Below are 21,022 nucleotides of genomic sequence, written 5' to 3' on the forward strand. Positions count from 1 at the left end.
TGAGCGCGCCTTACGCGAAGGCCTGGCTGAAATCGCGCGGTTCGTGCGCGAACGGTCCGATGAGCGCGCCCTTCGCGTCGCGGTCCACGCCGATGCGCGGATCGGTGGGCATCGGCTGGAGATAGTCCGGATTGTCGATGCCGTACTTCGCGAGGATCGGCTTGATCTGGTTGGTGCGCCACAGCCAGCGCACGCCTTCGTTGATGCCGTCGAACAGGTCCTTCTTGTCCGGACTCACGCCCCAGATCGACGCGAACTTGCCGGTGAGACTCGGATAGGCCGTGTCGAATGCAATGGGAATCTGCTTGAGGCCCCACGACGGATTCTGCTGGATCATGTAGTCGACGGTCGGGGCGTCGAGCACGGCGAAGTCCAGGCGGCCGGCGGTCACGTCGCGCAGGCACGAATCGATACCGTCATACAGCTTGACCTCGACCACGCCCGGCACCTTCTTCATGTCCGGCACCACCGAATAGCCCGTGGCCGTGCCGATGGTATGACCGCTCAGGTCCGCCACCGTGAGCGACGTCTTGGGCGTCTGGTTCTTGCGCATGATCACGTAGGCGCCGGTATAGAAGACGGGATCGGTCAGCAGCAACAGCTTCGCGCGGATCGGCGTCCAGGCGAAGTTGCCGCCGAACCAGTCCACGCGCCCCGACTTCACCGCCTCGATCACGGCGGAGAAACTCATGTTCTGCACGTCGATCTTCAGTTGCAGGCGCTCGGCGATCAGCGCCAGCATGTCGAAGTCGGTACCGACCAGCTTGCCGTCGCGGACCGATGCGATCGGCATGTCGCCGAGACACGCGGCCGTCAGGTAGCCGGGACGCACCGTCTTGATCGCGCTGCCGACGGGCGCCGCCGCGAAGGCGTTGGTGCCCAGCGTGCTTGCGCCGAGGCCCGCCATGACGCCATAGCCCGCCGTCTTGAGAAAGCCTCGCCGTGAAGACTTGACGGTTTCGATGGCGCGCTGGATTGGATCGTCGATCATGGTGGTCAGCCCTTCCTTGTGTGAGTGAACGGGTAGCGGCGGCTTCTTTTTTGCATTTATGCAAAACCGTGAAAACGATCGTAGAAAGCTAAAATCGCGCGGTCAAGCAAAAATTTTGCAAATACGCAAATTAGCGCAAAGCAGGCGCGCTTGTGTCACCATGTCGGGATGGCGTTCCCCCGTCATGCATCGAACAGATCAGAAGAGACACCATGAAGACAGAGAACCGGGCACGCAAAACGCCCGTGCGCAAGACCGCGGCGAAGGCGGTTGCGAGCCGCAGGCAGGAGACGCCCGCGCCGGCCGAGGAAACCAGTCCGGGCGAGACCATTGCGCAGCATCGTCACGCGCGCGGCATGACGCTCGCGAAGTTGTCCGAGTTGTCGTCAGTGGCCATATCCACCATCTCGCGCGTCGAGAACGGCCGCATTTCTCCTACGTATGCCGTGCTGTCGCGGCTGGCGAAGGCGCTCGACATTCGCTGGCCGGACATGGTCGGGGGCAACGACAAGTCTTTTGCGCAAGGCTGCCGCGCGGTCAGCCGCGCAGGGCACGGCATCAAGCATCCGACCTCCACCGGCGTGTTCGAGTGGCTCGGCACGGAGCTGGTGACCAAGTCGATGGAGCCGACGCTGATCGAAGCCACCGCCGACACGGGCAAGCACACGTTGTCCGCTCACGACGGGCAGGAGTTCATCTATGTCACCGAGGGCACGCTGCTGTTCCTGATGCGCGATTACGCGCCGCTCACGCTGGAGAAGGGCGACAGCATCTACTTCGACGCCGGCACGCCGCACGCATGCTATGGCGTGAAGTTGCCGACGCGTTATCTGTCGATCGTCGCAAGACCCTGAGCACGCGTGTCCGAAGGCCTGACGCCGAACAGCCTGCGATAGTCGAGTGCGAACTGGCTCAGGTGCCAGAAGCCCCATGAGGCAGCGATATCCTGCACGCTTTGCTCACGCTGCACGGCATGGCGCAGATCGCGCCGCGCGCCGTTGAGGCGCAGGGTGCGCAGATAGACGTTCGGCGCCATGCCGAACGCTTCCTGGAAACAGTACTGAAGCGTGCGCCGGCTGACATGCAGATGCGCGCACAGTTCGGGCACGTTCACCGCGCGGTCGCGATGCGCGAGCACATGACGGCGTGCCGCTGCCGCGATCTCGCCGCGCCGCGAAGGCGCAGGCAAGGGCGCATCCGCGCCGCAGCCGAGCGCGCCGCTTTCGAAGATCCACGCGAGCGCCACGGAGGGCATTGAAGCGCCGCCGCGCAGCATCGATAGCAGCGAAGCCCCAAGTTGCGCGCGCTTCGCGGGAGTGACGAAAGTGACATCGCCGCGCGGCAAGGCGTCTTCGAGGGCGACGTGTTCCACCGTATGCGCATAGCGCCCAAGTGCGGCGCGCTTCATGACCACGCCGAGAATCTCGTAGCCGGGCGGCGTCGCCAGTTCGAACTCGACGCCGCCCGGCCGGAAGGCAAGGGCATCGTCGGCGAGCGCGCGGGCGTGGATGCGTCCCGTTGCGCCGCGCGTGAGCGGAATGCCGAACCAGCATGAATCGGCGGGCACTTCGCAGGTCTGTCGCAGCCCCTGACTCGTGGTTTCGCGAAATAGATGCATGCCTTCGACGTGCGTTTCCTCGAGCATGCCGACGAAGCGGCCCGCGCTCAGTTGATCGTAGAGTTGCCGCCAGCCGTGCAGGTTGCCGGCCTGTTCGTCTGCGTCGTGCGAGACGACGTGGCGCACGGCGGCAGGGCGCGATGACGTCGATGCGGTCGTTGCGCTGTTCATGCATCGACTATAGGTCGCCAAAATGCCGTGTCGATTTCATTCGATCGACAGGGGATAGCCGTTCAGCGTGACCAAGGCATCGCTGTCGTCCTTCAGGCCGACGCCGGTCATCTCCAGGCGGCGTGCATGTGTCAGCAGATAGTGCAGTTTGTAGGCGGCGGCCTCGTAGCCCAGACCTTCGGGACGGACGTTGGAGATGCAGTTGCGCTCGGCGTCGCTGCGTCCGACCTTCGGTTCGAAGGTCAGATAGATACCGAGGCTGTCGGGCGAACTCAAGCCCGGCCGCTCGCCGATCAGCATCACGACGATGCGCGCCCGCAAGCGTTCGCCGATCTCGTCGCCCAGGGCGACGCGGCCTTGCCGTGCGATGACCACGGGACCGATGCGCCAGCCCGCGAGGCGTGTGTGGACCGCCTGAAGCAAGGGCACGGCCTGTCTCGAAGCGGCAAAGGCGGACAGGCCGTCGGCGATGACGAACAGCACGTCGTGGTCTTTCGGCGCGTCAGCGAGGGTGCTGTGGCTCGCGTCGGCCAGACGCCGGCCGCGATCAGGGCGGCGCAGATAATGCGCGCGATCGGGTGCGTCGCTGTGTACGTCGATCACCTCCGTGAAGCCCGCATCGTGGAGACGCGCGCGCAGCGCGGCGACATCGAGCGGATGATGCACCGCGTCGCGCGCCTGCGCGTGCGAGAGCTGGAACGCGAGCAGCGGCGCAGTCGGCAGCCCGCTGCCCACCCGCCCGAGCGCGATGCGCGCCTGCGTGAAAGCGCGCAGCGCCGCCCAGGAATTGCCGATGACGTCGTCGCTCATTCGTGCGCCATCCATTCGAGCAGCGGCACGCGCGATGCGGTTTCCAGCAGCGCGCCGCGCGCATCGGTGATGCGCATGGCTTCGAGCCACGCCTCGAACTCCGGCGCGCGCTTCAGGCCGAGCACGTCGCGCGCGTAGAGGGCGTCATGAAACGACGTGCTCTGATAGTTGAGCATCACGTCGTCCGCGCCCGGCACGCCGATGATGAAGTTGATGCCCGCCACGCCCAGCAGCGTGAGCAGCACATCCATGTCGTCCTGATCCGCTTCGGCGTGATTGGTGTAGCAGATATCGCAGCCCATCGGCACGCCGAGCAGCTTGCCGCAGAAATGATCCTCCAGCCCGGCGCGCATGATCTGCTTGCCGTCGTAGAGATACTCCGGGCCGATGAAGCCCACCACCGTATTGACGAGCAGCGGTTCGAAGCGGCGCGCCACCGCATAGGCGCGCACTTCGCAGGTCTGCTGGTCGACGCCATGATGCGCATCCGCCGAGAGCGCGCTGCCCTGGCCGGTTTCGAAATACATCACGTTGTTACCTACGCTGCCGCGTTGCAGCGAGCGCGCGGCATCGAAGGCTTCGTGCAGCAGCGCGAGCGTTATGCCAAAGCTTGCATTGGCTTTCTCGGTGCCGGCAATCGACTGGAACACGAGGTCCACCGGCGCGCCTTTCTCTATCGCGCTGATGGTGTTGGTCACGTGCGTGAGCACGCAGGATTGCGTGGGCACCTGGAAGCGTTCGCGGAACTCGTCGATCATGACGAGCAGCGTCGTGATGGCGGCGAGACTGTCGGTGGCGGGATTGATGCCGATGACGGCGTCGCCGCAGCCGTACATGAGGCCGTCGAGCATGGAGGCGGCGATGCCCTTGACATCGTCGGTCGGATGATTGGGCTGCAGGCGCACCGACATGTGCCCCGGCAGTCCAATGGTATTGCGAAAGCGCGTGACGACCGGACGCTTGCGCGCCACCGCGATGAGGTCCTGGTTGCGCATCAGCTTGGAGACGGCGGCGACCATCTCGGGCGTGAGGCCATCGGTGATGCGCGTGAGCGCCGCCGTGTCGGCCGATGCGCTCAGCAGCCAGTCGCGAAAGTCGCCGACCGTCAGATGAGCGATCTCGGCAAAGGCGGCGGGCGAATGCCCGTCGAGAATCAGGCGCGTGACTTCGTCCTGTTCGTACGGAATCAGCGGCTCGTTCAGGAACGCGCGCAGGGGCACGCGGGCCAGCGCGTGCTTCGCGGCGACGCGCTCTTCCTCGCTCGCCGCGGCGATGCCCGCGAGCTGGTCGCCCGAACGCAAGGGACTGGCCTTTGCCAGCAGGGTTTTCAGATCGGCGAAGCGCCAGGTTCGATGGCCGATGGTTTCTGCATGACTCAACGGGTGCTCCTGGACTGGTCGCGTTCAGTCCATGTTAAGCAGGGCAGCCCGTCGAGCGTTATCGAAAATCGGCAAACTTGCGGGCGTGCGTCGGCTTTCGTGACGTGCTCAGCCCGACCGCCCGACCGCACCCGCCGGATCGTCGCTGTCCAGCCCATGCCGCTCGGGCGCATTGTCGATCGTGCGGTCCGGGTGAATCCTGAGCGTCATCAACGCGCCCAGCAGCAGGAACAGCAGCGAGCCCACGAACGGCAGGCTCCAGTTGCCGGTGGCGTCGATCACCACGCCGAACACGACCGGCGAGATGATCGTCGCGAGCGCCGCGCCCGTGTTGAGCATGCCGCTCGCGGTGCCGGCGTGGAGCGGGGCGATGTCCATCGGCACGGCCCAGATCGGGCCCACCGTGAGTTCGAGCATGAAGAACGCGCCGGACAGGCAGGTGGTGGCCACCGTCAGATCGCGGCTCAGCATCACCGGAATCATGAAGCCGAGCGCGCCCAGCAGGCTGAAAGCAATGACACCCTGACGCGCCTTCCTGAGACTGCCGGTGCGCTTGAGCACGCGGTCGCTGAGGAAGCCGCCCGTCACGTCGCCGACCACGCCCGCGAGGAACACGCCCGACGCGAAGATGGCCGACTCCTTCAGGTTGAGTCCATAGCCATGCAGGAAGAACAGCGGCACCCAGCTGAAGAACAGCGTATTGCTCCAGACCTGGCAGAAGTACACGAAGATGGTCGGCGTCATGCGGCCGAAGATGCGTCGCCAGGGTGTCGCGGCGCGCACCTGCGAAGGATCGGCGGCGGGCGGCAGCAGCGCGAGTTCGGCTTCGTTGATGCGCCGGTGCGCGCGCGGATCGTCGCGGTAGTACCAGACCCACACGACGATCCAGATGGCCGTCAGCACGCCGACGATCACGAACGACAGGCGCCATGAATAGAGCGTGGCGAGCAGCGCGATGAGCGTCGGCGCAACGGCATTGCCGAGCCGCGACGACGAGTGCGTGATGCCCTGCACGAAGCCGCGGTCCTTCATCTGAAACCAGTTGGCGATGGCGCGGGCCTGCGCGGGCAGCGCGGCGCCTTCGCCGATGCCGAGCAACAGCCGCGCCGCGCACAGCGAGGCCAGTCCGCCGACCATGCCGGTGGCGATGGTCGCGACCACCCAGATCGCACCGCAGACGAACAGCGTGCGGCGCGCGCCCATGCGATCGGCGAGCCAGCCGCCAACAATCTGAAAGATCGCATACGTATAGCCGAACGCCGAGAACGCGACACCGAGCGTGGTGTTGGACAGCCCCAGCTCGGCCTTGATCGGCCCGGCGGCCGCGGCGAGATTCACGCGGTCGAGATAGAGGATGAACGACATCGCGCAGAGTAGCGCGAGCACGACCTTTTGAACCTGCGTGCGCGGTGTGCGCAGCGATTGCGAATCCATGTCTCCTCCAGATGCGATGACCGTGTCGGCGCGTGCGTGCGCCGCCGGTCTTTTTTCACACTTGCTTTGGTCAGGCGGTGGCTGCTTGCGTCGAGCGCGCCATGCGGCAGGCGAGATCGAACGCGCGCGCCATGGCGGTGCCGCTCGCGCGTCCCTGTCCGACGATGTCGTACGCGGTGCCGTGGGCAGGCGTCGTCACTGGAATCGGCAGGCCGCCTTCCACGGTCACGCCCACTTCGAAGCCGAGCAGCTTGGTCGCGATCTGCCCCTGGTCGTGATACATCGTGACGATGCCGTCCAGTTCGCCGGCGCGGGCGCGCAGGAAGATGGTGTCGGCGGGATAGGGGCCGGTGGACGCACAGCCGCGTTGAGCGGCGAGACGCATGCCCGGCTCGATGATGTCGGTCTCCTCGCTGCCGTAGTTGCCGTGATCGCCGTTATGCGGATTGAGTCCGCACACGCCGATGCGCGGCTCCGCGACGCCCGCCGCGCGCAGCGCCGTCGTGAGCATGCCGATGGCGTCCGCCACCGCTTCCGGCGAAAGCCGCTCGGACACTTCGCGCAGCGGAATGTGCGAGGTCACGCGCGCGGTCCACAGCGGATCGAGCACGTTGAGTTCGCCGCACACGCCGCGATGGTCCAGCAGCTTCGCGAACCAGCGCATCTCGTCTTCTTCCTGCATGCCGCCCGCGCGCAACGCGCTCTTGTTGAGCGGGCCGAAGCACACGGCATCGGCATGACCTTCGGTGACCTGCTGCACGGCGAGGCGCAACGAATCGAGCATGAAGCGGCCGCTCGCCTCGCTGATGACACCCGGCTCGAACACCGTGTCGCTGCCGGCCCACGGCAGGATCGTGAGCCAGTCGCTGGCCTGGGGGACCGGCACATTCGCGGCGGCGGCGCCTCGGACGAGGGCGTCGCGATTGCCGATCAGCGTGACGTGGGCACGTTGGCGCGTGGCGGGATCCGCCAGCAGACGCGCGATGATCTCCGCGCCGATACCGGCGGGGTCGCCGATGCTGAGCGCGATGCGTACGGGAATGGAAGTCATGAAGCTCCGGCGATGACGGTGGGAACGCTCCGCTTCTTGCGAGCGGAAAGTCCTTACGTTAAGGACAAACACGCGCCCACGCCATCGCTCATTGGCTTACGCAGGTTTCGCCTTTTGCGAAACCGGCTGCGCCAGCAGGTCCAGCACGGCGAGGGTGGAGGAGGACAGTTCATCGGCCGGAAGATGGCACAGCAGCATCTGGCGCACGGGCCACGCGCCTTCTATCGGCAGGATGCGAAAGCGCTTGCCGCCGGCCAGCACGCGCGCCACGCCCAGCGGCATCACGCCAATGCCGACGCCCGCCGCGACCATCGCCGTCATGCTGTCGAAGCTGCCGACGCGAATGCGCATGTGCAAGCTGCGGTCCATCTGGCTCGCGAGACGGCTGAGCGCGATCGAGATGGCCGAGCCTGCTGTGAGGCCGATCACGTCGTAGTCGAGCAGTTCGGCGGCGCGGACTTCGGTGTGCGCGGCGAGCGCGTGGTCGGCGGTGGTCAGTACGACCAGCCGGTCCTCGCGATAGGGCCGGGTCGGCAGATCGAGCCGTCCGAGCGAAGCCTCGTAGATGCCGATATCGACGGTCCCGCGCGTGAGCGCCTGCATCACGCCGTGGCTGTTGGCTTCCTGCAAGTCGATGTCGATACCCGGATGCGCCGCGTGGCAGCGCTGCACGTCTTCAGCGAGGAACTGCAATACCGCCGAGGTACACGCCGCGATCTTCACGACGCCGCGCGCGCCTTGCCGGAACGCGGCGGCGTCCTCGTGCATGCGCTCGGCGGTGTGAATCATGCTGCGCGCATGAGCCAGCAACGCACGGCCCGCGTCGGTCAGGGTCATGCCATGCGGACGGCGCTCGAACAGCGCGACGCCGAGTTGCGTCTCCATCTCGCTGATGCGTCGCGATGCGGCGGCGGGCGCCAGCGCAAGGCGTTCGGCGGCCTTGGTGATCGCGCCCAGTTCCGCGGTGGCCTCGAACAGGCGCAGCGTCTTCAGGTCGAACTGGATGCGGTCGGAGCGGCGCGTCATGGCTTGCCTGATGAAAGGAACGTGCCGATTCTAGCGCGCGCACACCGCGACGCCGTCAGCCGATTATTCACACTTCGTGCAGAATCACTTCACCGTTATGCGGTCGAAGCGCGGACGCGCGGCGACTAGAATGGCCACCATCGACCTGTCAAGGAGACGAGCAGCATGAGCAAGTCCTATCGCATCGCCGTGATTCCGGGAGACGGCATCGGCGTGGAAGTGATGCCCGAAGCGCTGCGCGCCCTCGATGCCGTGAGCAAACGCTTCGGCATCGCGCTGGAATACGAGCACATCGAATGGGCCAGTTGCGATTACTACGAAGCCCACGGCCAGATGATGCCCGACGACTGGAAGCCGCAACTGCAAGCCTGCGACGCCATTCTCTTCGGCGCGGTGGGCTGGCCCGCGAAGGTGCCGGATCATATCTCGCTGTGGGGCTCGCTGCTCAAGTTCCGCCGCGAGTTCGACCAGTACATCAACCTGCGTCCCGCGCGCCTGTTCGAAGGCGTGCCCTCGCCACTGGCGAAGCGCAAGGCAGGCGACATCGACTTCATGATCGTGCGGGAAAACACCGAGGGCGAGTATTCGTCGGTGGGCGGCGTGATGTACGAAGGCACGGAACGCGAGTTCGTGTCGCAGACCTCCATCTTCACGCGCAAGGGCTCGGAACGCGTGCTCAAGTTCGCCTTCGATCTGGCGCAGAGCCGCGCGAAGAAGATCACGGTGGCCACCAAGAGCAACGGCATCTCGATCAGCATGCCATGGTGGGACGCGCGCGCCGCCGAAGTGGCCGCGCAGTATCCGTACGTGACGTGGGACAAGCAGCACATCGACATCCTGTGCGCGCGCTTCGTGCTCAGTCCGGACCGCTTCGACGTGGTCGTCGCCACGAATCTGTTCGGCGACATTCTCTCGGACCTGGGTCCGGCCTGTACGGGGACCATCGGCATCGCGCCTTCGGCGAACATGAATCCGGAACGCGATTTCCCGTCGCTGTTCGAACCGGTGCACGGCTCCGCGCCGGATATCGCGGGCAAGGGCATCGCCAATCCGATCGCGATGATCTGGTCCGCCGCGATGATGCTCGAGTTTCTCGGAGAACAGCAGGCGCACGACGCGATCCTCGCTGCCATCACCGACGTGCTGAAGGACGGCCCGCATACCGGCGATCTCGGCGGCCAGGCCAGCACGAGCGAAGTGGGCGGCGCGGTGCTTGCGCGCCTCGGCTGAAGCGGATCATCGACAACGGGGACACGGCATGACTCAGACCGATGCAAGCGGCGACGGCGAAGTCCGTCTCGTCATCGAGGGCGCGGCGGCGCACGTGGTGTTCGACCGCGTGACGGCGCACAACGCGATGACCTGGCACATGTACGAGCAGCTCGAAGCGATCTGCGAACGGCTTGCCGCATCACGCGAAGTGCGCGTGGTGACGTTTCGCGGCGCGGGCGGTAAGGCCTTCGTCGCGGGCACCGACATTCGCCAGTTCGGCGCGTTCGAAAGCGGCGAGGACGGCGTGAACTACGAGCATCGCATCGAGCGCATTCTCGGCGGCATCGATGCGTTGCCGATGCCGACGCTCGCCATCGTCGATGGCTGGTGCGTGGGCGGCGGGCTGGCGATTGCCGCGTGTTGCGACCTGCGCATCGCGACGCCCGGCGCGAAGTTCGGCGTGCCCATTGCGCGTACCTTGGGCAACTGCCTCGCGATCGGCAATACGGCGCGGCTCGTCGCGGAGTTCGGCATCGGGCGGGCCAAGCGCATGCTCGTGCTGGGCGACATGCTGAACGTGGAAGAGGCGCTGTCCGCAGGGTTTGTCTTTGAATGCTGCGAGCCGGATCAACTCGATGCGCGTGCCGCTGTGCATGTGGATCGACTGGCTCGCAACGCGCCGGTCACCATGCGCGTGACCAAGCAATCCATCTCGCGGATGCTCGCCGCACTGCCGTTGCAAGGCGACGATCTGGTGCGCGAGTGTTATGGCAGCCGCGACTTTCATGAAGGCGTTGCGGCATTCACGGAGAAGCGCCCGCCGGTCTGGGTCGGCGAGTGACGCTGCTTTGATTCACCCCTTCGTGCCGCGCGTCGGCTTTTCGATCACTGTATCGAGCCGCGCGCGCGACAGCCGCTGCGCGGCCGCGCCACGGTCGCCACTCCAGAAGCTGCGATCCACTTGCTGGATGCGCACGGCAGTGCGCTGCATGTGCGCGTGAGCCGCGTGGCGCGCGGCGTCGGGATCGCGCGCCTCGATAGCAGCGGCGATGGCTTCGTGTTCCGCGCGTACGTCGTCGGCGAGATCGGCGCGGCGCGCTTCGTTGGTTCGCGTGATGCGGATGGCGTCCTGGAGCGCGTGCGTCAGCATCGACAGGAGTTCAGTGAAATAGGGGTTGCCCGCCGCGCGCGAAATGGCCAGATGGAATTCGAGGTCCGCCTCGACGCCGTCGCCGCCTTCGGCCACGGCGCGGTCGATAGCCTTGAGCGCGCGCCGGATCACGCTCATCTGCGCCACGGTGCGTCGCTCGGCGGCCAGCGCCGCCATCTCCGCCTCGATGCCGCGCCGCAACTCGATGATGCGCACCACGCCCGCCGCCGGATTCACTTCGTCGCGCGCGAGGCGGAACACCTGCGCGGCCTTCGGATCGAGCACGATGGTGCCGCTGCCCTGGCGCGTGTCCACGAGGCCCTCGGACTTGAGTCGCGAGATGGCCTCGCGCACCACCGTACGGCTCACACCGTACTGCTCGGTCATGAATTTTTCGGTGGGCAGCCTTGCATTCACCGGGTAATAGCCGCTGCGGATCTGATCCACCAGCAGCCGCGTCACGCGGTCGGCGAGGGTGGACTCGTCGTTGTTCATCCTGGCGTCTTGCATGATCGGAAGCGATGAGTTCGGGTCATTCGATCATAGCATCGCCGAGAAATTCGCTTGACAAATGTGTCGTATAAATTTGTACTATGACTTGAGCGATGCGAGTCAGCCGCGTCGCATGCATCGGCAAACATAAATCAGGAGATGGCATGAAGCAGATTGGCGTGATCGGGGTGGGCATGATGGGACTCGGCATCGCGAGCAATATCCAGAAGCATGGTTATGCGCTGAGCGTGCTGGAGCATCCGGGCAACCAGCCGCTCGATGCGCTGTGCGCGGCCGGTGCGCGCTCCACGGCTGATCCGAAGGCACTGGCCGCATCCGTGGACGTGCTGATCCTGTGCGTCACCGGCACGCCGCAAGTGGAAGACGTGTTGTTCAATCATGGCGTGCTGGAAGCGTTGCGCTCGGGGACGGTGGTCATCGACTGTTCTACCGCGATTCCCGAATCGACCGTGCGCATTGCGGCGGCGGTGCAGGACGCCGGCGCGCGCTTCCTCGATGCGCCGATGACGCGCACGCCAAAGGAGGCCGCCGAAGGCCGCATCAATCTGATCGTCGGCGGCGAGCGTGCCGTGTTCGACGAATGCCTGCCTCTCTTGCAGACGTTTGCGGAGAACATCGTGTATGCGGGCGAGGCGTCGTCCGGGCATCGCCTCAAGCTGCTGCATAACTTCGTCTCGCTGGGCTTCTCGGCCGTGCTGGCCGAAGCCGCCGCCTGCGCGAACCGGGCGGGCGTGTCCCCTGATGTGCTCATCAGCGTGCTGGCGGCGGGCGGTGGCGACGGCGTCGTGTTCAAGCGGCTGCGGCCTTTCATCGAATCGGCGGACAGTTCCGGCTTCCGTTTCTCGATGTCGAATGCGCTGAAGGACATGAGCTATTACGTCGCGATGACGGGTGAAGTCGGCGCGGCGCATACGGCGGCAAGCGCGGTGCGCGAGGTCTATCAACAGGCCGTGACCGAAGGCGGCGAACACACGCCGGTGCCGGAACTGATCGCGCTGCTCGCGGGCCACGTCGAGCAGGCCGCGTGATGCAGGCAGCGGATGCGCCGCGCAATGCACTGGGCTTCGACTTGCCGATCCTCGACGCGCACCATCATTTCTTCGATCTCACCGACGGCCACTATCCGTGGCTGACCGACGCGTACAACCCGGACTTCTTCCTGGGCGATTACCGCGCGATCTGCCGTGACTTCCTGCCTGCGGACTATCGCGCGGCGACGGCGGGCTTCGACGTGATCGGCACGGTGCACATGGAAGCCGAGCGCGCCCGCAGCGAGCAGACCCGCGAGAACGATTTCCTCGCGCGGTTGAAGGCGCGTGAAGGCTTGCCGTGCGCGGCGGTCGCGCATGTGTACTTTATCCAGGACGATTGCGAAGCGGTGCTCGCGGCGCATGCCGCGCATCCGCTCGTGCGCGGCGTGCGTTCGAAGCCGGTGACGGCGCCGGATGCTGCTTCGAGCGTGCGCGGCCAGCCCGGCACGATGCAGGACGACGCCTGGCTGCGCGGCCTCGCATTGCTCGAACGCTTCGGTCTGTCGTGGGACTTGCGCGTGCCGTTCTGGCATCTGGAGGAAGCGGCTGAAGTGGTGCGCGGCATTCCGGGGACCACGGTCGTGCTGAATCATCTCGGCTTGCCGCTGGATCGATCGGACGCGGGGCTGACGGTATGGCGGCGCGGCATGCAGGCGCTCGCCGATTGCCCGAACGTTGTTCTCAAGGTTTCCGAACTCGGGCTGAAGGGCGGCGTATGGGACAGCGCCAGCAACCGGCGCGTGGTGCGCGAAGCCGTGGAGATGTTCGGCTATGGGCGCGCGATGTTCGCGAGCAACCTGCCGGTAGGCGGTCTCTCCGCAAGCTTCACGCAGATGATCGCCGATGTAACCGCCGCGCTGCCCGACGCCACCGACACGCAACTGCGCGCGCTGTTTGCAGGCACCTGCCAGCGCGTGTATCGAGTGGACGTGCCATGAAATAAGCCTTTCCCAACGCATGATCATAAAGAAAACCCAGGAGACGAACATGCAGGCAATCGATGAGAACCGGCTCTTCCGGAAGATATCCACGCGGATACTTCCGGTCCTGATGCTGGCGTTTTTCTTTTCCTATGTGAACCGCGTCAACGTGGGCTTCGCCAAGTTGCAGATGGCGAGCGACCTGCATTTCAGCGACGCGGTTTATGGCTTCGGCGCGGGCATTTTCTTCATCGGCTATTTCCTGCTGGAAGTGCCGAGCAACATCATCTTGCACAAGGTCGGCGCGCGCCGCTGGATCTCGCGCATCATGCTGACCTGGGGCCTGCTCTCGTGCGCGACCATCTTCGTCCGCACGCCGATGCAGTTCTACGTCATGCGCTTCCTGCTCGGTCTCGCCGAAGCGGGCTTCATTCCTGGCGCCATCTATTACATGAGCCAGTGGTATCCGGGTGCGCGGCGCAGCCGGGCGTGGGGCGTGTTCTATGTGGCGCTCGCATCGTCGGGGCTGTTCGGCAGTCTCGTGTCCGGCGCGATCCTGCATTACATGAGCGACCTCGGCGGCCTGCGGGGCTGGCAATGGCTGATCCTCTGCGAAGGCATTCCGACCGTGCTGCTCGGTGTCTATATCTGGTTCCGCATGAACGACAGCATCGCGAGCGCAACCTGGCTCTCGGACGATGAAAAGCGGCATCTGCAAACCGTGCTCGCGAGCGAGAACCGTCACAAGCTGGAGACCGGCTTCGGCGCGCTGCTGGCAAGCGGGCGCATGTGGGCGCTGATCGCCATTTACTTCGGCTTCACGATGGGCCTCTATGCCATCAGCTTCTGGATGCCGACACTCGTGCAGCGCATGGGCGTGAAGGATGCGTTGAGCATCGGTTTGCTGACGGCGATTCCGAGCGCCTGTGCGATCGTCGCAATGGTGCTGATGGGCCTCAGTTCGAGCCGCCGCAACGACTTGCGCTGGCACCTGACCATCGCCTATGTCACGGCTGCGGTGGGCTTTGCGCTGTGTGTCGTGTGGCAGCGTCAGCCGGCGCTCGGCGTGTTCGCGCTGTGCGTCGCCAACATGGGCGTGTACTCGATTCCCGCGCTATTCTGGGGCCTGCCCACCGCGCTGCTGACCGGTGTCACGGCCGCCGCGGGCATCGCGCTCATCAATGCCATCGCGAATCTGGCGGGCTTCGTCGCGCCTTATCTCATCGGCTATCTGAACACGGTGACGGGCCGCACCGACGTGGCGCTGATCGTCGTCGGCGCGTGCCTTGCGCTCGGCGCGGCGCTGGTGCTGATCGTCACGCGCGAACGCCGGCTCGCCGCAGGCGGCGTGGACCGGCGCGCAGCCTGAAGCAAACAAGTCAAGCGAATCGACCTGAAAGGAGACAGACATGGCAGGACCTCTGAGCGGAATGCGCGTGATCGAACTGGCGCACATCATGTCGGGACCGGTGTGCGGCATGATGCTCGCCGACATGGGCGCGGAAGTCATCAAGGTGGAAAAGATTCCGCATGGCGACGACTCGCGGCGCTTCTCGCCGATGCTCGATAACGGCGAATCCGCATCGTTCATGATCGTGAATCGCAACAAGCGGGGCATCGGCCTCAATCTCAAGACCGAAGGCGCGCGCGATGTGCTGCGCAAGCTGCTGGAAAGCGCGGATGTCGTGACGGAGAACTATCGCGAAGGCACGATGGAGAAGTTCGGTCTCGGCTACGACACGCTGAAGCAGATCAATCCGGGTCTCATCTATTGCTGCATCTCGGGCTTCGGACGCACCGGTCCTTGGGCGAGCAAGGGCGGCTTCGATCTGATCGCGCAAGGCATGAGCGGCATGATGAGCCTCACCGGCGAGGAAGGCCGGCCGCCGGTCAAGGCGGGCTCGCCGGTCGCGGACATCAACGCGGGCATCCTCGCCGCGCTCGGCATCTCGGCGGCCTACACGCACAAGCTGAAGACGGGCGAAGGACAGATCGTCGATACCTCGCTGTTCGAAGCGGCGTTGCAGCAGATGTACTGGCCTGCCGCAAGCTGGTTCGCGCAAGGCACCTTGCCGAAGAAGATGGGCTCGGCCAACACGACGAGCGCGCCGTATCAGGTGTTTGCATCGAAGGACGGCTGGATCAACATCGGTGCGGCGAACCAGAGCAACTATGAGCGTCTGCTGTCGGTGCTCGACATGCCGCAGCTCGCCGCCGACCCGCGCTTCGCCGACAACGCCGGGCGCATGGCCAATCGCGACGAACTGGTGCGCCTGTTGACCGAGCGTCTGATGACGCGCACGACCGACGAATGGATTCGCGCGTTCGATGAAGTGGGCCTGCCCGCCGGTCCGGTGCTCGATGTCTCGCAGGCGCTGGAACATCCGCAGGCGCAGGCGCGCGGCATGGTAGTGGAGTCGCACCATCCGCTCGCGGGCGACGTGAAAGGCATTGGCCTGCCGATCCGTTTCTCGAACGGCAATGCGTCGCAATCGGGACTGGCGGCGCCCTTGCTCGGCCAGCACACGCGTGAAGTGCTGCGCGAGATCGGTTATGCCGACGCACAGATCGACGCGATGCACGAATCCGGCACCGTGTTCGCGCGGGCCGAATGAAGTCGGCTGAAACTGAACACGGCACTTATCTCAAGGACATTCAATGTTTCTCGAACTGACGCGACCGGAGCTCGTGCGCACGGGCAATCTGATCGACGGTAAATGGAGCGGGGCGGCCGAAGGCGGACGCTATCCGGTCATCAATCCCGCGAATGGCGATCGCTTTGCAGAAGTCCCCGACAGCACCGCAGCCGATGCACACGCCGCCACCGATGCCGCCGCCCACGCGTTGCCCGCCTGGCGCGCGACCTTGCCGCGCGAGCGCGCGGCCATCCTGCGCCGCTGGCACGGGCTGATCCTCGCAAACCTGGAAGATCTCGCGCGCATCATGTCCACCGAGCAGGGCAAGCCGCTGGCTGAAGCGCGCGGCGAAGTGCGCTACGGGGCGTCGTATATCGAATGGTTCGCGGAGGAAGGCCCGCGCGTCTACGGCGACCTCATTCCGCAGCAGCAGCGCGGCAAGCGCATGAGCGCGGTGAAGGAACCCATCGGTATTGTCGCGGCGATCACGCCATGGAACTTTCCGCTCGCGATGATCGCCCGCAAGATCGCGCCCGCGCTCGCCGTGGGCTGCACGGTGGTTGCAAAGCCCGCCGAGGACACGCCGCTTACCGCATTGGCGCTCGCGCAACTGGCGCTCGAAGCCGGCGTGCCCAATGGCGTGCTCAACATGATCGCGGCTTCGCGCGAACACGGCGTTGCAGCGGTGGCCGACTGGCTCGCCGATGCACGCGTGCGCAAGATCACCTTTACCGGCTCGACGGCGGTGGGCAAGCATCTCGCGCGGGCGTCGGCGGATACGTTGAAGAAGCTGTCGCTGGAACTGGGCGGCAACGCACCGTTCATCGTGTTCGATGACGCCGATCTCGATGCCGCCATCGAAGGGCTCATGGCCTCGAAGTTCCGCAATGGTGGCCAGACCTGCGTGTGTCCGAATCGCGTGTACGTGCAGTCGGGAGTCTACGAAGCGTTTGCGCGCAAGCTGGGCGAGCGCGTGGCGGCGCTGAAAGTCGGCCCCGCTACCGACGATGCCGCGCAGATCGGCCCGATGATCAATGCGCGCGCGGTCGAGAAGATTGCGCGGCACGTGGACGACGCGCTCTCGCACGGCGCGCGCGTGCTGACCGGCGGTCGCAGGCTCGATGCGCTCGGTCCGAACTACTATGCGCCGACCGTGCTGCTCGATGCCCGCGACGGCATGGCGGTGTGCTGCGAGGAGACCTTCGGGCCGGTCGTGCCGCTGTTTCGCTTCGAGCGCGAGGAAGACGTGATCCGCGCGGCGAACGACACGCCTTATGGTCTCGCCGCTTACTTTTACACGCGCGATGCGCGGCGCATTCATCGCGTGGCCGGACAACTGGAAGCGGGCGTGGTCGGTGCGAACGAAGGCGCGGTGTCGAGCGAGGCGGCGCCGTTCGGCGGCGTGAAGGAATCGGGTTATGGCCGTGAAGGCTCGCGCTATGGGCTGGACGACTATCTCTCCGTGAAGTACGTGTGCGAGGGCGGGCTCGATTGAACCGTCATGTCGATCTGAACGATCTGCGGGTCTTCCATGTTGTCGCGCAGAAGGCGAGCTTTGCCGCTGCGGCCGACTTTCTGTCGGTGTCGCCTGCGTATGTCAGCAAGCGCATCCAGTTGCTCGAAAGCGCGCTGGATGTGCCCTTGCTGTTTCGCTCGACGCGGCGCGTCGCATTGACCGAAGCAGGCGAGCGTCTTTACCGGCGCGCGCAGCAACTGCTCGACGATGCGGATCAACTGATCGACGACGTCTCCGGCGTCAAGCACGCGCCGCGCGGCATGCTGCGCATTTCGAGCAGCTTCGGCTTCGGACGGCGCGTGGTCGCGCCGGTGCTGGCGCGCTTCATCGAGACGCATCCGCAACTCAACGTGCGGCTCGACCTGTTCGACCGCATCGTCGATGTGGCGGCCGAAGGGTATGACCTCGACATCCGCGTGGGCAACGACATCGCGCCGCATCTCATCGCGCGGCATCTCGCGATGAATCACCGCATCCTGTGCGCGTCACCGGACTATCTGCGCGCCCGTGGCACGCCGGACAGCATCGAAGCATTGCAGGCGCACGAATGCCTGTGCATCAAGGAGCGCGATCATCCGTTCGGCGTGTGGCGTTTCGCCGTGGACGGCGCGGACGTGCGCGTGAAGGTCAGCGGCGCGCTTGCATCGAACGATGGCGAAGCGGCCGTCCAATGGGCGCTGGCGGGTCGCGGCATCATGCTGCGCTCGATCTGGAACGTCCGTTCGTACCTCGACGATGGCCGGCTCATCCAGGTGCTGCCCGAGGTCACGCAGCCCGCCGATATCTTCGCCGTGTATCCGGCGCGGCTCGCGACGTCGGCGCGGGTGAAGGCGTGCGTCGAGTTTCTCGAGTCGGAGTTCGAGCGCGGCGCGTGGTCGCCGCGCGGGTGATGCACGCAGTATTTCTTCAGGCTTTCCTCTCTCGTCGATTGTTGCGCTCGCAACAACATCACGGTCCCCTCCGCGACGCTACTGGCGTCTGCCTCTCCTGACTACACTTCGTCGCACAGCTGATCGGCACGCAAGCGCAGCGTGCCAATAGTGTCGCTCCGTGCGGCCTTTCCCCATCGATAGAAGGAGTAGCGAACATGAGCCAGACCACCCGCAATGTGCAGCCGGTCATCACGAGTCCGGGCAAGCAGGCTTCGGGAGAACTCGTGCCGTCGCGTTACGCGGTCCGTATCGGCGACGTGGATGTGGTGCTCATCAGCGACGGCGTCCTGCCGCTGCCGACGTCCACCATGTCCACCAACGTGAGCGAGGCGGATCGCAACGCCTGGTTCGACAGCCGCTTCCTGCAGCGCGACCGCTTCGACTGGGCGCTGAACATCGCGCTCGTGCGCAGCGGCGAGCAACTGATCCTGATCGATTCGGGCGTCGGCGACGGCTTCGAATACTTCACGCGCGCCGGGCAGTCCGTGATGCGCCTCGAATCGGCCGGCATCGATCTCAAAGCGCTCACCGATATCGTGATTACGCACATGCACATGGATCACGTCGGCGGCCTGAACGTCGATGGCATCAAGGGAAAGCTGCGTCCCGACGTGCGCATTCACGTCGCGGCCGAGGAGGTCGAGTTCTGGAAGAACCCCGACTTCAGCAAGACGGTGATGCCGGAAACGGTGCCGCCGGCGCTGCGCGCGGCGGCGGAGAAATTCGTGAAGCTCTACAGCGAAAACCTGGTTCGCTTCGACCGAACCACGAACGTCGCGCCGGGCGTCTCGGCGCGCGTGACGGGCGGACATACGCCGGGTCATTGCGTCGTGGACATCGCATCGAAGGGCGAGAGGCTGACCTTCGTCGGCGATGCGATTTTCGAAGTCAACTTCGATCATCCGCATTGGCAGAATGGCTTCGAGCACGACCCGGAAAAGGCGGCGGAAGTGCGTGTGGCGCTGCTCGACGAAGCCGCCCAGACCGGCGCGCTGCTTGCCGCTGCGCACGTTGCCTTCCCGTCGATCGGTCACGTTGCGAGGCACAAGGAAGGCTTCCGCTTCGTGCCGGTGCTGTGGGATTACTGAGCCGAATGGGTCCTGATTTCGCACGTTGCTTCAGCCCATTCAGTCCTGTCGCATCCGCAACCTCACGCATTTTGATTTTTGATTGCGGTTGACAAGCAAAAATTCAGCGCCTTAGACTTGGGCTCATCCTCGCGGCCCGACAAAGATGTCCGCCCGGGGACCCGGCACAGAAGCCCCCTGACGAACCGACCGTTCGTCAGGGGGCTTTTTTTTGTCCGAATTTCCCTGTTCAAGCGCCTACTTCTGGAGAACCCGCATGTTGCTGAAGCCGTCGGGCTGGATGCGTCTCGCCCTTACCGCAGGACTTGCACTGACCTCGCTCGCATCGAGCGCCGCCGATCCCGTGAAGATCGGCTTGCTGGAAGACGCTTCGGGAAACTTCGCATTGGCCACCATCCCGAAGATCCACGCCACCCAACTCGCCGTTGAAGAGATCAACGCGAAGGGCGGCATCCTGGGTCGGCCGGTGACGCTGATCGCCTACGACACGCAGTCGGACAACACCAAGTTCCAGGAACTCGCGCGGCGTCTCGTGCAGACGGACAAGCCCGATGTGATCTTCGGCGCGTTCTCCAGCGCGTCGCGCGAAGCCATCCGTCCGATCATGGACCGCGCGCACCAGCTCTATTGGTACGACAACCAGTATGAAGGCGGCGTCTGCGATACCAACACCTTCGTGACCGGCGCGGTGCCCGAGCAGCAGTTCTCCACGCTCATTCCATGGATGATGCAGAAGTACGGCAAGAAGGTGTACACCATCGCCGCCGACTACAACTTCGGGCAGATCTCGGCGGAATGGGTGCGCAACATCGTGAAGGAGAACGGCGGCACGATGGTGGGCGAGGAATTCATCCCGCTGTCCGTGTCGCAGTTCGGCCAGACGATCCAGAACATCCAGAAGGCCAAGCCGGACTTCGTGGTGACGCTGCTGGTCGGCGCGAACCAGGCGTCGTATTACGAGCAGCAGGCGTCGGCGCATCTGAACCTGCCGATGGCCAGCTCGGTCAACGTCGGCCAGGCCTACGAGCACAAGCGCTTCAAACCGCCGGCACTGAAGGACATGTATGTGACGGCGAACTATGTCGAGGAAGTGGATTCGCCGGCAAGCAATGACTTCAAGAAGCGCTTCCACGCCAAGTTCCCGAACGAACCGTACATCAACCAGGAAGCCGCCAACGCCTACGACGCCATCTATCTCTACAAGGCGGCTGTAGAAAAGGCCAAGACGACGAACCAGGATGCGGTGCGCCATGCGCTCGAGAGCGGCGACATCTGCACGACAGGCGCGCAAGGCAAGGTCTGCATCGACCCGAAGAGCCATCACGCGAGCCATACCATCTATCTGGTGCATGTGAAGGAAGACCACAGCGTCGAGATTCCGAAGGTATGGGACGACGTGCAGCCGTACTGGCTCGGCAAGGTCGGCTGCGATCTGCCGAACAAGCCGGATCATCGCCAGTACACGCCGTCGAACCTGCCCAAGAAGTCCTGATCCGAAAGCCGGCGCGCGCTGCCTGGGGGCCGCGCGCGCGGGTCTTCCTGAA

General features: G+C 65.1%; 19 protein-coding genes. 11 read left to right on the forward strand and 8 right to left on the reverse strand.

The window, feature by feature from the left end; genetic code table 11:
- Window positions 1-10 precede the first annotated feature (10 nt).
- The gene (locus tag QCE88_RS17255; protein ID WP_309904298.1) at window positions 11-991 is read right to left on the reverse strand and encodes a transporter substrate-binding domain-containing protein; all 981 of its coding nucleotides are present in this window, start codon (window positions 989-991) and stop codon (window positions 11-13) included.
- 212 nt (window positions 992-1,203) lie between these two features.
- On the opposite strand from QCE88_RS17255, the gene QCE88_RS17260 reads away from it, so the two are divergent.
- Window positions 1,204-1,845, forward strand: a complete 642-nt coding sequence (locus QCE88_RS17260) for an XRE family transcriptional regulator (RefSeq protein ID WP_309904299.1) — start codon at window positions 1,204-1,206, stop codon at window positions 1,843-1,845.
- On the opposite strand, the gene QCE88_RS17265 is transcribed toward QCE88_RS17260, so the two are convergent.
- The 6 genes from QCE88_RS17265 to QCE88_RS17290 form a co-directional block, all read right to left on the reverse strand.
- The gene (locus QCE88_RS17265; protein WP_309904300.1) at window positions 1,818-2,780 is read right to left on the reverse strand and encodes a helix-turn-helix domain-containing protein; all 963 of its coding nucleotides are present in this window, start codon (window positions 2,778-2,780) and stop codon (window positions 1,818-1,820) included. The genes QCE88_RS17260 and QCE88_RS17265 overlap by 28 nt on opposite strands.
- Window positions 2,781-2,816: 36 nt before the next feature.
- Window positions 2,817-3,590, reverse strand: a complete 774-nt coding sequence (eutC, locus tag QCE88_RS17270) for an ethanolamine ammonia-lyase subunit EutC (protein WP_309904301.1) — start codon at window positions 3,588-3,590, stop codon at window positions 2,817-2,819.
- Window positions 3,587-4,969, reverse strand: a complete 1,383-nt coding sequence (locus QCE88_RS17275; RefSeq protein WP_309904302.1) for an ethanolamine ammonia-lyase subunit EutB — start codon at window positions 4,967-4,969, stop codon at window positions 3,587-3,589. The genes eutC and QCE88_RS17275 overlap by 4 nt, the downstream gene beginning before the upstream one ends.
- A 108-nt stretch (window positions 4,970-5,077) precedes the next feature.
- Entirely contained in the window at window positions 5,078-6,592 is a 1,515-nt protein-coding gene (locus QCE88_RS17280) for an MFS transporter (protein WP_309906479.1), read from the reverse strand.
- Window positions 6,474-7,454: a 4-hydroxythreonine-4-phosphate dehydrogenase PdxA gene (locus QCE88_RS17285; protein ID WP_309904303.1), complete on the reverse strand. Its 981-nt coding sequence runs from the start codon at window positions 7,452-7,454 to the stop codon at window positions 6,474-6,476. Before QCE88_RS17285 ends, QCE88_RS17280 begins: the two co-directional genes overlap by 119 nt.
- A gap of 96 nt (window positions 7,455-7,550) precedes the next feature.
- Complete coding sequence (locus QCE88_RS17290; protein ID WP_309904304.1) at window positions 7,551-8,480, reverse strand: LysR family transcriptional regulator; 930 nt, start codon at window positions 8,478-8,480, stop codon at window positions 7,551-7,553.
- Window positions 8,481-8,645: 165 nt separating this feature from the next.
- Between QCE88_RS17290 and QCE88_RS17295 the strand changes: the two genes are divergently transcribed.
- Window positions 8,646-9,710 (forward strand): tartrate dehydrogenase, encoded by a 1,065-nt coding sequence (locus tag QCE88_RS17295; protein ID WP_309904305.1) that lies wholly within the window; start codon window positions 8,646-8,648, stop codon window positions 9,708-9,710.
- A 28-nt stretch (window positions 9,711-9,738) separates the two neighbouring features.
- Window positions 9,739-10,533: an enoyl-CoA hydratase/isomerase family protein gene (locus tag QCE88_RS17300; protein ID WP_309904306.1), complete on the forward strand. Its 795-nt coding sequence runs from the start codon at window positions 9,739-9,741 to the stop codon at window positions 10,531-10,533.
- 12 nt (window positions 10,534-10,545) lie between these two features.
- Here QCE88_RS17300 and QCE88_RS17305 read toward each other — a convergent pair whose 3' ends face one another.
- Window positions 10,546-11,352 carry an FCD domain-containing protein gene (locus tag QCE88_RS17305; RefSeq protein ID WP_309904307.1) on the reverse strand — a complete coding sequence of 269 codons (807 nt, stop codon included), beginning with the start codon at window positions 11,350-11,352 and terminating at the stop codon, window positions 10,546-10,548.
- Between the two features lie 146 nt (window positions 11,353-11,498).
- Between QCE88_RS17305 and QCE88_RS17310 the strand changes: the two genes are divergently transcribed.
- From QCE88_RS17310 to QCE88_RS17345, 8 genes are all read left to right on the forward strand, one after another.
- Window positions 11,499-12,383, forward strand: coding sequence for an NAD(P)-dependent oxidoreductase (locus tag QCE88_RS17310; protein ID WP_309904308.1), 885 nt, complete (start codon window positions 11,499-11,501; stop codon window positions 12,381-12,383).
- Entirely contained in the window at window positions 12,383-13,324 is a 942-nt protein-coding gene (locus QCE88_RS17315) for an amidohydrolase family protein (protein ID WP_309906482.1), read from the forward strand. The genes QCE88_RS17310 and QCE88_RS17315 overlap by 1 nt, the downstream gene beginning before the upstream one ends.
- Window positions 13,325-13,373: 49 nt before the next feature.
- Window positions 13,374-14,675, forward strand: coding sequence for an MFS transporter (locus QCE88_RS17320; protein ID WP_309904309.1), 1,302 nt, complete (start codon window positions 13,374-13,376; stop codon window positions 14,673-14,675).
- A gap of 40 nt (window positions 14,676-14,715) precedes the next feature.
- Window positions 14,716-15,921 (forward strand): CaiB/BaiF CoA-transferase family protein, encoded by a 1,206-nt coding sequence (locus QCE88_RS17325; RefSeq protein WP_309904310.1) that lies wholly within the window; start codon window positions 14,716-14,718, stop codon window positions 15,919-15,921.
- Window positions 15,922-15,964: 43 nt separating this feature from the next.
- On the forward strand, window positions 15,965-17,437 hold the full coding sequence (locus tag QCE88_RS17330; protein WP_309904312.1) for an NAD-dependent succinate-semialdehyde dehydrogenase: 1,473 nt from the start codon (window positions 15,965-15,967) through the stop codon (window positions 17,435-17,437).
- Window positions 17,434-18,348: a LysR substrate-binding domain-containing protein gene (locus QCE88_RS17335; RefSeq protein ID WP_309904315.1), complete on the forward strand. Its 915-nt coding sequence runs from the start codon at window positions 17,434-17,436 to the stop codon at window positions 18,346-18,348. The genes QCE88_RS17330 and QCE88_RS17335 overlap by 4 nt, the downstream gene beginning before the upstream one ends.
- 197 nt (window positions 18,349-18,545) lie before the next feature.
- Window positions 18,546-19,478, forward strand: a complete 933-nt coding sequence (locus QCE88_RS17340; protein ID WP_309904317.1) for an MBL fold metallo-hydrolase — start codon at window positions 18,546-18,548, stop codon at window positions 19,476-19,478.
- A 256-nt stretch (window positions 19,479-19,734) separates the two neighbouring features.
- A complete protein-coding gene (locus QCE88_RS17345) occupies window positions 19,735-20,970 on the forward strand; it encodes an urea ABC transporter substrate-binding protein (protein ID WP_309834307.1) in 1,236 nt (411 codons plus the stop codon).
- The last annotated feature ends 52 nt before the right edge of the window (window positions 20,971-21,022 follow it).

Source organism: Caballeronia sp. LZ035, assembly GCF_031451175.1.
In the GTDB taxonomy this organism is placed as follows: domain Bacteria; phylum Pseudomonadota; class Gammaproteobacteria; order Burkholderiales; family Burkholderiaceae; genus Caballeronia.

Excerpts from the sequence above, each read along its gene's own strand:
- QCE88_RS17255 (WP_309904298.1), bottom strand. The coding sequence starts at position 991 with ATGATCGACGATCCAATCCAGCGCGCCATCGAAACCGTCAAGTCTTCA.
- QCE88_RS17260 (WP_309904299.1), top strand. The coding sequence starts at position 1,204 with ATGAAGACAGAGAACCGGGCACGCAAAACGCCCGTGCGCAAGACCGCG.
- QCE88_RS17265 (WP_309904300.1), bottom strand. The coding sequence starts at position 2,780 with ATGAACAGCGCAACGACCGCATCGACGTCATCGCGCCCTGCCGCCGTG.
- eutC (WP_309904301.1), bottom strand. The coding sequence starts at position 3,590 with ATGAGCGACGACGTCATCGGCAATTCCTGGGCGGCGCTGCGCGCTTTC.
- QCE88_RS17285 (WP_309904303.1), bottom strand. The coding sequence starts at position 7,454 with ATGACTTCCATTCCCGTACGCATCGCGCTCAGCATCGGCGACCCCGCC.
- QCE88_RS17290 (WP_309904304.1), bottom strand. The coding sequence starts at position 8,480 with ATGACGCGCCGCTCCGACCGCATCCAGTTCGACCTGAAGACGCTGCGC.
- QCE88_RS17295 (WP_309904305.1), top strand. The coding sequence starts at position 8,646 with ATGAGCAAGTCCTATCGCATCGCCGTGATTCCGGGAGACGGCATCGGC.
- QCE88_RS17300 (WP_309904306.1), top strand. The coding sequence starts at position 9,739 with ATGACTCAGACCGATGCAAGCGGCGACGGCGAAGTCCGTCTCGTCATC.
- QCE88_RS17305 (WP_309904307.1), bottom strand. The coding sequence starts at position 11,352 with ATGCAAGACGCCAGGATGAACAACGACGAGTCCACCCTCGCCGACCGC.
- QCE88_RS17310 (WP_309904308.1), top strand. The coding sequence starts at position 11,499 with ATGAAGCAGATTGGCGTGATCGGGGTGGGCATGATGGGACTCGGCATC.
- QCE88_RS17315 (WP_309906482.1), top strand. The coding sequence starts at position 12,383 with ATGCAGGCAGCGGATGCGCCGCGCAATGCACTGGGCTTCGACTTGCCG.
- QCE88_RS17320 (WP_309904309.1), top strand. The coding sequence starts at position 13,374 with ATGCAGGCAATCGATGAGAACCGGCTCTTCCGGAAGATATCCACGCGG.
- QCE88_RS17325 (WP_309904310.1), top strand. The coding sequence starts at position 14,716 with ATGGCAGGACCTCTGAGCGGAATGCGCGTGATCGAACTGGCGCACATC.
- QCE88_RS17330 (WP_309904312.1), top strand. The coding sequence starts at position 15,965 with ATGTTTCTCGAACTGACGCGACCGGAGCTCGTGCGCACGGGCAATCTG.
- QCE88_RS17340 (WP_309904317.1), top strand. The coding sequence starts at position 18,546 with ATGAGCCAGACCACCCGCAATGTGCAGCCGGTCATCACGAGTCCGGGC.
- QCE88_RS17345 (WP_309834307.1), top strand. The coding sequence starts at position 19,735 with ATGTTGCTGAAGCCGTCGGGCTGGATGCGTCTCGCCCTTACCGCAGGA.